Origin of the sequence: Paenibacillus methanolicus (genome assembly GCF_008124765.1) — a bacterium.
Lineage (GTDB): Bacteria > Bacillota > Bacilli > Paenibacillales > Paenibacillaceae > Paenibacillus_Z > Paenibacillus_Z methanolicus.
Map to the genome: position 1 here is coordinate 164,412 of NZ_VNHS01000009.1, position 10,278 is coordinate 174,689.

Annotated in this window: 8 protein-coding genes; all 8 read left to right on the forward strand. The window is 53.0% G+C overall.

Going from position 1 to position 10,278, the window contains the following annotated elements:
• Positions 1-16: 16 nt before the first annotated feature.
• The 8 genes from mutY to BCM02_RS23150 all read left to right on the forward strand — a co-directional run bounded on the left by mutY (position 17) and on the right by BCM02_RS23150 (position 9,998).
• On the forward strand, positions 17-1,366 hold the full coding sequence (mutY, locus tag BCM02_RS23115; protein WP_148931719.1) for an A/G-specific adenine glycosylase: 1,350 nt from the start codon (positions 17-19) through the stop codon (positions 1,364-1,366).
• A 109-nt stretch (positions 1,367-1,475) separates the two neighbouring features.
• Positions 1,476-2,108: a bifunctional 4-hydroxy-2-oxoglutarate aldolase/2-dehydro-3-deoxy-phosphogluconate aldolase gene (locus BCM02_RS23120; RefSeq protein WP_148931720.1), complete on the forward strand. Its 633-nt coding sequence runs from the start codon at positions 1,476-1,478 to the stop codon at positions 2,106-2,108.
• Positions 2,109-2,734: 626 nt separating this feature from the next.
• Positions 2,735-3,709 carry a LacI family DNA-binding transcriptional regulator gene (locus tag BCM02_RS23125; RefSeq protein ID WP_148931501.1) on the forward strand — a complete coding sequence of 325 codons (975 nt, stop codon included), beginning with the start codon at positions 2,735-2,737 and terminating at the stop codon, positions 3,707-3,709.
• A gap of 157 nt (positions 3,710-3,866) precedes the next feature.
• Positions 3,867-4,817: an ABC transporter permease gene (locus BCM02_RS23130; protein ID WP_246183535.1), complete on the forward strand. Its 951-nt coding sequence runs from the start codon at positions 3,867-3,869 to the stop codon at positions 4,815-4,817.
• A 12-nt stretch (positions 4,818-4,829) separates the two neighbouring features.
• Positions 4,830-5,738: a carbohydrate ABC transporter permease gene (locus tag BCM02_RS23135; protein WP_148931502.1), complete on the forward strand. Its 909-nt coding sequence runs from the start codon at positions 4,830-4,832 to the stop codon at positions 5,736-5,738.
• Positions 5,739-5,862: 124 nt separating this feature from the next.
• Positions 5,863-7,482: an ABC transporter substrate-binding protein gene (locus BCM02_RS23140; protein ID WP_148931503.1), complete on the forward strand. Its 1,620-nt coding sequence runs from the start codon at positions 5,863-5,865 to the stop codon at positions 7,480-7,482.
• Positions 7,483-7,605: 123 nt separating this feature from the next.
• A complete protein-coding gene (locus BCM02_RS23145; protein WP_246183514.1) occupies positions 7,606-9,108 on the forward strand; it encodes a glycoside hydrolase family 32 protein in 1,503 nt (500 codons plus the stop codon).
• Between the two features lie 14 nt (positions 9,109-9,122).
• Positions 9,123-9,998 carry an ROK family protein gene (locus BCM02_RS23150; protein ID WP_281288225.1) on the forward strand — a complete coding sequence of 292 codons (876 nt, stop codon included), beginning with the start codon at positions 9,123-9,125 and terminating at the stop codon, positions 9,996-9,998.
• Positions 9,999-10,278: the final 280 nt, after the last annotated feature.

Consider the following 10,278-nt stretch of genomic DNA (forward strand, 5'->3'; position numbering starts at 1 on the left):
GGCAAACGTAAGCGAGCTGGCTGCCGCGAGCACGGAGGCTAAGGCATACTTCAGTCGCGAGTTGCTGGACTGGTACCGCGCGAACAAGCGCGTGCTTCCTTGGCGGATGAACCGGGACCCTTACAGGATCTGGGTTTCCGAGGTCATGCTGCAGCAGACGCGGGTCGATACGGTCATTCCGTATTATGAACGATTCATGGCGAAGTTCCCGACGATCACCGTTCTGGCCGAAGCGCCGGAGGAAGAAGTGCTCAAGCTGTGGGAAGGCTTGGGCTACTACTCCCGGGCGCGGAATCTGCAAGCCGGCGCGCAGGAGGTCGCGGAGCGTCATGGCGGCATCGTCCCGGATAACAAGGACATGGTCGCCGCGCTGCGCGGCGTCGGACCGTACACGACGGGCGCGATCATGAGCATCGCGTTCAATCGGCCGGAGCCGGCCGTCGACGGCAACGTCATGCGGGTGCTGTCGCGCTACTTCTGCCTCGAGGACGACATCGCTAAGCCGTCGACGCGCATCGGCATCGAGAAGCTGGCCGCTTCGCTCATTCCCGAAGGCGCGGCCGGCGATTTCAACCAAGCCTTGATGGAACTGGGCGCGCTCGTCTGCACGCCGAAGTCGCCGGGCTGTCTGACCTGTCCGGTCATGGCGCATTGCGAAGGCCGCGCGGAGGGCAAGGAGCATATCCTGCCGATCAAGACGAAGGCGAAGCCGCCGCGTCCGGAGACGCGTCTGGCCGCGCTCGTCGTCGGCACGGGCGAGCACGCGGGCAAGCTGCTCGTCCGCCAGCGTCCGGAGAGCGGGCTGCTCGCCCGCATGTGGGAGCTGCCGCATGTGCTGGCCGAAGGCGCGGAGCCGAAGAAGAAGCCGGCGCGCGGCGCGAAGGCGAAGGCGGACAAAGTGGCGCTCGAGGCCTCGCATGCGGGTGCGCTTGCGATCGGCGGAAGCGGGTTCGCGCAAGGCGTCGCTGCCGGAAAGGAAGCGCAGATGGACTTGCTGTGCCGGCAACTGGCGTCGGAGGACCGCGTATTGGTCCGCCCGGTAGGCTGGTGGGGCGAAGCCGAGCACGTGTTCAGTCACATCGTGTGGGACGTTCAGGTGTTCAAGGCGGCGTTCGGCTTCGCGTTGGCGGAATCCGAGACGCTGGCAGCGGCGGATGCCGCGGCGAGATTCAAGGTCGCGGAAGCCGGGGGAACGTACAGGGGCGCGGCCGAGGAGACGGCCGCGGCTAGCGAAGCGATGGCGGAGAACGCCGAGCTGCCGGCGAACTACCGTTGGATTAGCGAAGCCGACATGGCGGAACTGGCGTTCCCGAACGTGTTCCTGCGCATTCTTCGCGATTATTGGGAGATCGCGGCGGCGCGTTGACGATGACGAGAAGAATAGAAGACCTGACCTAATCGCTGCAACCAGCTGAGATCCGCACCGAGAGCAATACGCGCGATAGGAAGTGCAACGGATGGGGAGTTGGATTGCGATGAGCGAGATGTTGGAGAGGCTTACGCGCGAGCGGATCGTGGCGATCTTCCGCGGCGTCGAAGACCGCTATGCGGACGAAGCCGCGCGCGCGTTGATCGACGGCGGGATCGGGATGATGGAGATTACGATGAACACGGCGGGCGCGACCGGCTTGATCAGCCGCTGGCGGGAGAAGTTCGGCGCCGAGGCGGCGATCGGCGCGGGAACCGTGCTCGATCTCGACATGGCGAAGGAAGCGATCGCGGCGGGCGCGCAATATTTGATCTCGCCGAACCTCGACGAGTCGGTCGTCGTCTACGGCAACGAGCAGGGCGTGCCGGTCTGGCCGGGCTGCATGACGCCGACCGAGATCGTCCGGGCGTGGAAAGCCGGCGCCGAAGCGGTGAAGATCTTCCCGATGGCGTCGCTGGGCGTGAAGTATCTGGCCGAGATCCGTGCGCCGCTGGACCGAATTCCGATGATCGCGACCGGCGGCGTCGATCTGGACAACATCGCCGATTATTTCAACGCCGGCGCCTGCGCGGTCGGCATGGGCAGCAAGCTCGTCAACCTGACGTGGGCGCGCGAGGGCAAGTTCGATCTGATGACGGCCCGGGCGAAGCAGTTCGCGGAGGCGGCGCGGGGGTTGTAAGGTTGGCGCGGTCGCGCTTCGATGCGAGCAGGAATGTTACAAAACGAGGTTTGTAAGAAAACGCGGCGTGAGCCGCGTTTTTTGTTTTTGTTAAACGAATCTTACACAAAAAAAGAGGCCTGCGGCTAAAATCCGCAGGCTACAAGAGAGAATATATAATAAAGGGGGGTCATGAGTACATTATAGCGGGTTTAGATGAAAGAAACATGAAGAGTTTATTACAGTTTTATTACAATACAGAAAGCGGTTACATGGTTTTTTGTAAGGGGGCGGCACCACAAGGGTAAATTACGAATATCCCGATCAAGAACATGGAAACGTTCTCGCCTAGTTGGAGAGAGCACGCGCTCTTTCGAAAGACGCGACCATGATTCAGCAAGTAAATCGCCTCATTCGTTAACGTAGGAACGATAGCTGGGAGAATACAGCGGAGCCTAATGGTTGAGAGAGGGGCGACTACCGGTTTTTATTTCTCATAGGAGCCTAGAATGTTGCTTAAGAAGATTCGGCGACCTGGCGGTTTTAGAGGTGTCAGCACCTTTTGAAGATTGTTATTGAAACGTTTCCAAAATGATGCTAGTATATGGATATAAGGGAAAGAGGTATATGCATCAGGAGGAATCAGATTGTCCAATTTGAAAGATGTTGCAGAGTTGGCTGGCGTAGGGGTTGGGACCGTATCGCGTGTCATTAACAATCAGCCATCGGTCAAGCCGAAGACGCGGGAAAAGGTTCTGGCAGCGATTAAACAGTTAAATTATGTACCGAATGAAATCGCCAGAAACTTTAAAATGCAAAAATCGAATTTAGTCGCGCTATTGCTTCCGAGCATATGGAACCCGTTTTTCTCCGAACTAGCTTATTATATCGAAGATGAGCTGGATCGCGAAGGCTACAAATTGATTTTGTGCAATAGCGGAGGCAAACCGGCGAAGGAATTGTATTACTTTGATATGCTCAGCCAGAATAAGGTAGCCGGGGTTCTTGGGATTACTTACAACGATATCGAGAGCAGTCTCGATACAGAGATCCCGATTGTGAGTATCGACCGTCACTTTTCCAAATCGGTTCCATGCGTAACGTCGGATAATTACACCGGCGGCCGGATTGCGATGCGGGAGTTGTACAAGGCTGGTGTTCGTAAGCCTGCTTTCCTGGGCGTTGTCACATCCGTGTTCAGCGAGACCATGCTTCGGAAGAAAGGGTTCATCGACGAAGCGGAGTCGCTAGGTTTAGACTATATTGTCTATGAAGAGCCTGACCCGGTAATGGACGATCTGAAATACTTCGGCAATTTCTTCAAGGTTAGGGAGCGCCGCGAGGTGGACGGCGTATTCGCCATCACGGATCTATTTGCGGCCAAATACATTGATCAAGCCCAGAAATACGGTATACGGGTTCCGCAGGACGTGAAGGTCGTCGGTTTTGACGGCATTCAAGACAGCACGCTTTTTCATCCCATCCTATCGACGATTCGCCAGCCGGTAGAGGAGATGGCCCGCACCTCCGTGAGGCTGCTTTTGAACCAAATCGCCGGAGCGGCGGTCTCGCTGGAGACGATTCGAATTCCCGTACAGTTCAGGCCCGGAGAGACGACGTAGAACGTATTGCGTAGGGCCTGATTTTTTTCTCGGCAATTTGGAAACGTTTCAAAAAGATAGAAACAGATCATCCCGTGATCTGTAAAATGGAAACGTTTCAAAAATGAAAGATGTAACCGTTTCCTAGTTTAGAAAAAGGGGGCACCTGACCATGAAAATGGAAACGTTTCAAAATGATTTGAAAGTGAGGCAAATCCAATTGAAGTCTAGGCGTTTAAAAGCGATCGCGAACAATTATCAGCTTTATCTCTTTTTATTGCCCACGATTTTGTATTTTGCGATTTTCGCGTATTGGCCGATGTACGGGGTCATCATCGCGTTTAAAGATTTCTCCGTTACGAAAGGAATTTTAGGGAGTCCTTGGGTGGGGTTCGAACACTTTGAGCGTTTCTTTACGTCCTACAACTTCAAAGAAGTGGTTGGCAATACACTCGGACTCAGCGTATTTGGCCTGATTGTGACCTTTCCGTTGCCGATCATTCTTGCGTTGATGCTGAACCAAGTGTCGAACTTGCGATTTAAGAAGTTCGTTCAGACGACGGTCTATGCCCCGTTCTTTATTTCGACGGTCGTCTTGTCCGGCATGATTCTGGTGTTCCTTTCGCAGACCGGTATTATCAATCAGGCGATCGTGCATTTAACGGGTAATGATCCGATTCTGTTTATGTCTGAGCCGGGGTATTTCAAAGCCATTTACATTTTATCGGATGTGTGGCAAGGAACGGGATTCAGCGCCATCGTCTATCTGGCGGCCCTGGCGGGCGTGAACCCTGAAATTCACGAAGCGGCCATTGTCGATGGCGCGACGAAGTGGCAGCGCATTTTGAATGTCGATCTGCCTTCGATTATGCCTACGGCGATTATTCTATTGATTCTCGCGGTCGGTAATGTAATGGGCGTTGGTTTCGAGAAGGCCTATCTGCTGCAAACGCCGACGAATCTGCCGAGCTCCGAAATTATATCGACCTATGTGTACAAGGTGGGTCTGAAGCAATCTCAATATAGCTTCTCCGCCGCGGTGGGCTTATTCAACTCGGTGATCAATCTTGTCCTGCTCTTAGCCGTTAATAAAGCCGCCAAAAAACTGTCCAATACAAGCTTATTCTAGGAGGGACGAACCGTGTCCGTCGGTCAGACAAAATCAACGTTAAGGTCGCGAAACGATCTCGTATTCGACATCCTGAACTATTCGATTCTATCGGTCATCGCGCTTATTGTGCTGTACCCCTTGTATTTCGTCTTTATCGCTTCCATAAGCAATCCCACTACCGTCCTTAATGGCGAGATGTGGATTTGGCCGAAAGGCATCACGATGGAAGGTTACTCGCGCATTATTCAAGAGGGCAGCATCTGGAGAGGATATCAAAATACCATTTTGTACACGAGTGTTGGTACCGTTATCAACGTGCTGTTCACCGTCTTGGCAGGGTACGCCTTATCGCGCAGAGACTTATATGGGCGGAATACGATCATGGTGTACCTGCTCATTACGATGTTCTTCTCCGGCGGGTTGATTCCCACTTATCTCGTCATCAAGAAGCTGCACTTGATCAATACGATGTGGGCGTTAATTCTGCCCAAGGCTGTTTCCCTCTTTAATGTCATCATCGCGCGGTCGTTTTTCCAAGATACGATTCCGAACGAACTGCTCGAGCAAGCGAAGATCGATGGCTGTTCGGACATCACTTTCTTTGCCAAAATCGTGCTCCCGCTCTCGAAAGCCATTATCGCCGTATTGGCATTATTCTACGCCGTCGGCTACTGGAACTCGTTCTTCGATGCGCTCATCTATCTGGGAGACGAGAGCAAATATCCGCTGCAGCTGGTGTTGCGCAACATTCTGGTCATCCAAAATGAGCTGGCCAGCCAATTCGTAACCGATGTGGAATCGGCGGAAGTCCAGCAGCGGGTAGCCAGTTTGTTAAAGTATGGCGTCATCGTGATTGCCTCGCTGCCGCTTCTCATCGCCTATCCGTTTATCCAGCGTTATTTTGTCAAAGGCGTCATGATCGGAAGCGTGAAAGGATAATCGAGCGAGCAAGCCGACTTTATGAAAAAGGACATTGCACTAAAGGGGGTGGTCCGTACCGGATAACTGTGGCACGTGTAAATAGGGTGGTTGCTTGATCAAAGAAAAAACGGGAGGAATAGAAATGAAGAGAAGATACGCTTCGTCCTTATTGCTGTTGATTTCTGCAAGCTTAGTGTTTACGGCGTGTAGCAAGTCCTCAAATGATTCGGAATCTGTTTCGTCGAACGATGGCAGCTCGGCTGCGGCGAACGATATCAATTTGACCGGGTACCCGATCGTGAAGGATAAAGTCACGCTTACATTCGTATCTCCTAAAAATCCGTTGGCCCCAAGCTTCGAGGACATGACCTTTTTCAAAACGCTTGAAGCTCAATCCAATGTTCAAATTGAATGGAACAATATCGCAAGCGACGGCTATCAAGAGAAGAAGAACTTGCTCTTGGCGACGGACGATCTTCCCGATGCCTTCTATAATGCGCAATTCTCCGACTACGATTTGATTAAATACGGCAGCGAGGGAACGATTATCCCGCTGGAAGACCTGATCGACAAGTACATGCCGAACCTGAAGAAGTTGTTTGAAGCCCGTCCCGACTTGAAAGCGGTCGTAACGGCGCCCGACGGTCATATTTACTCGTTGCCATATGCGGAAGAGATGAATCTGATCGGCATGCCGAACCAGATGTTCATCAACAAGAAATGGCTGGATCAGTTGGGTCTTGCGGTACCGACCACGCTGGAAGAGTACCATGATGCGTTGAAAGCGTTCAAGGACAACAATGTGAACGGCAAGGGCACGGTTATCCCGCTCTCTTGGTGGTTCCAAGGCTGGTGCGGGAACGAAGGGGACCTGCTGGGCATGTTCGGCGCGCCGGACGTCACGACGGAAGATCATCGCATCGTCAAAGACGGCAAGGTTCAATACTCGCTGGCCCTTCCGGAATATAAAGAAGCGATCGCCTACTACCATAAATGGTATGAGGAAGGATTGATCGATCCGGAGATCGCCAGCATGGATGCCGAGAAGCTGAAGGCGAAAGGCAAGACGGCCGATGTGACGCTGGGCTCCTTCATTTGGTGGGAAGGACCCGAGATCGTCGGCGAAGAGCGCATGAAAGATTACGTCCTGATGCCGCCTCTCAAAAACAACAAAGGCGAGATCGTCATCGGCAAAACGAACTATTCCGAGTACTCCCGCGATTCGTTCGTCATTACGAAAGCGAACGAGCAGCCGGAAATTACCGCGCGCTGGGTCGACCAGTTGTATGATCCGAAGACGGCTATCCAAGCGCATTGGGGACCAATTGGCGAAGTGTACAAGGAAGAGAACGGCAAGCTCGTCAATCTGCCGGTTCCAGCTGGCACGACGGCCGGCGAATACCGTCTTAAAGTGGCGCCGGGCGGACCGACCGTGATCACGAAAGATGCATTCGGCACGCTCGTCGATATGGAGCCGCGCGCGAAGCAGCGTCTGGACGAATTGGAGAAGTATTACTTCCCGTATCAAGTGAAAGAAAACTATCCTTTCGTATTCTTCTCCGCGGAGGATTTGGACAAAATCAACCAAATCGAGACGCAGCTCAAAGAATATACGAAACAAATGAAGGCGAAATGGCTCATGACAGGCGGCGTCGAGGAAGAATGGGACGGCTACCTGAAGAAGCTGGACCAGATCGGATTGCAAGAGCTGCTCGAAATTTATCAAAAGGGTTATGACGAATTCAAGAAAAATAATACCTAAAGCAAGCCGAATGATGACCTGCACATAACGCACAACACAAACCGGAGCAATGTCGCAGCTGTTCCGGTTTGTTCCCCATGCAACAATAAGGCTTTGGCTTTCTAATGGAAGGATGAACACGCATTGACAACGACAATCATCGATGAAAAATACCGACCGCAATTTCACTTCACGCCTCCGGCCAACTGGATGAATGATCCGAACGGCATGGTTTACTTCGAAGGGGAGTATCATCTCTTTTATCAACACCACCCGAATGGAACCACCTGGGGGCCGATGCATTGGGGCCACGCCATCAGCCGGGATCTTGTCCATTGGGAGCACATGCCGATCGCATTGAAGCCGGATCACAACGGTTTTATTTTCTCCGGAAGCGTAGTCGTGGATTGGAAGGACAGCAGCGGTTTCTTCGGCGGTGGCCCGGGTCTCGTTGCGATCTTCACGCACGCGGACCAGTATCCAGACTCCGAACGCCCTAGACAGCGGCAAAGCTTGGCGTACAGTTCAGATAAAGGCAGAAGCTGGACGATGTACGAGAACAACCCCGTTCTGGTGAACGAGGCGCATACCGATTTCCGGGATCCGAAAGTATTCTGGCATGAACCGAAGCAGCATTGGGTCATGGTGCTGGCTGTCGGTGACCGTGCTCAGTTCTACGTCTCTTATGACATGAAGAATTGGACATTCGCCAGTGAATTCGGCATGACGGAAGGTTCCCATGAGGGTGTATGGGAATGCCCGGATCTCATTGAGCTGCCAATCGAGGGCTCAAATGACACGTGCAAGTGGGTGCTTATTGTCAGCATCGGAGATCATCCCGATTATCCGGAGGGCTCCAGAACCCAATATTTCGTTGGGGAGTTCGACGGAATTACATTTACAAACGAAAATGATGCCGCAAGCGTCTTGTGGCTTGATCACGGCCGCGATAATTATGCAGGCGTTACGTGGTCGGATGTACAGCGTCCGGATGGGGCGAAGTTATTTATTGGATGGATGAGCAACTGGAAGTATAGCAATTTGACGCCGACACAGGAATGGCGAAGCGCGATGACGCTTCCAAGAGAGTTGCGGGTGCGACGCACGCCTCTCGGCACACGACTTGTGCAGCAGCCGGTCCCGGAACTCCAGGCATTGAGGGAGCAGGGGCAGAACCTGCAATGGGAAGGGGTTACCATTCGTCCCGGCGATAATCTACTGGCAGGACTCCAAGGCGATCGATACGAGTTGGTCTGCGAATTTGAAGCTGGCCTCGCGGAGGAAATCGGGTTTCTTCTCCGAACCTCGGATACGGAGAAGACCGTGGTCGGATATCGCGCTGCGGAGAGAAAGCTATTCGTTTGTCGAAGCGACGCTGGCGAGAGCGAATTCCATCGTCAATTTGCGTGCAAACATGATGTGCAGCTGGAGCCGCTTGAAGGCCGTTTTCGCCTCCATATATTCGTCGACCATTCTTCGGTTGAGATATTTGCCAATGACGGGGAAGTGGTCATAACCGATCAAATTTTCCCGAACCCTTCAAGCGTAGGCTTGGAGCTGTATACCCGCGGCGGCGAAGCGATCATTCATCGATTAGACTTCCATCCGCTCCAATCCATCTACGCGTATGCGTCGATGCCTAGATAGGAGGGGGACGGGATATGCTGCTGGGAGCAATTGAAGGCGGGGGTACCAAGTTTGTTTGCGGAATCGGCACTTCGGACGGGCAAATCGTGGAACGAGTCTCCATTCCGACCACGACACCTGAGGCGACGTTGGATGAGGCTATGTCATTCTTTTCGAACAAAGGAATCGCGGCTTTGGGAATTGGTACGTTCGGGCCTATCGATGTAAATCCGCAAAGCCCCGCATATGGTTCGGTCACGAGCACGCCGAAACCGCATTGGAGCGGATATCGCATGTTGGATCATGTAAAGCGATTCCTGGATATCCCGGTTGGATTCGATACCGATGTGAATGCGGCAGCCTTGGGCGAATCTGTCTGGGGGGCGGCCAAAGGACTTCGCAATTGTTTATATATGACGGTCGGGACGGGGATTGGCGTCGGCGCGATTGTCGAAGGGAATCTGGTACACGGCTTGCTGCACCCGGAGATGGGGCATATCGTCGTGAAGCGGCATCTGCTGGACAGCTATGCGGGGAACTGTCCGTTTCACGGCGATTGTCTGGAGGGGATGGCGTCCGGCCCGGCGGTAGAGAAGAGGTGGGAGCGCAAAGCGAACGAATTGGAAGCCTCTCATACCGCTTGGGAATTGGAGAGCTATTACATTGGTCAGGCGCTGGCAAACTACATTCTTACTCTCTCTCCAGAGATCATTATTCTGGGGGGCGGCATCATGAATCAAGCGCATCTGTTCCCTCGAATACGAGAACAAGTGAAAAGTCATCTAAACCGTTATGTACAGCATCCTGTATTTTCCACCGACTTGGAAACGTATATCGTTCCACCTGCCCTGGCTGGGAATGCGGGGTTATGTGGCGCATTGGCTTTAGCAAAAGAAGCATTAATAAGGTAATACGCAGCGGTTATTCTCTCCAACTATACAGAGCAAGGTGCTCCTTGGTTTGCGTTCACGATCGTAAGATTGGGAATGCAGCATGGAGCAAGGTCAGTATAGTTGGGGGGAATGAACTCCGACAAAATGTAAGCGCTATATTTGGATAAATGGGGGATAGACGCGTGATAAAAAAGAAAGCTCGTTTAAGTCTGATCCAAGCCATCATTGTATCTCTAATTTTATCGACAGGGCTTGGGAGCGGTTTTGACAGTGCCTACGCTGAAGACGTCATACCTTC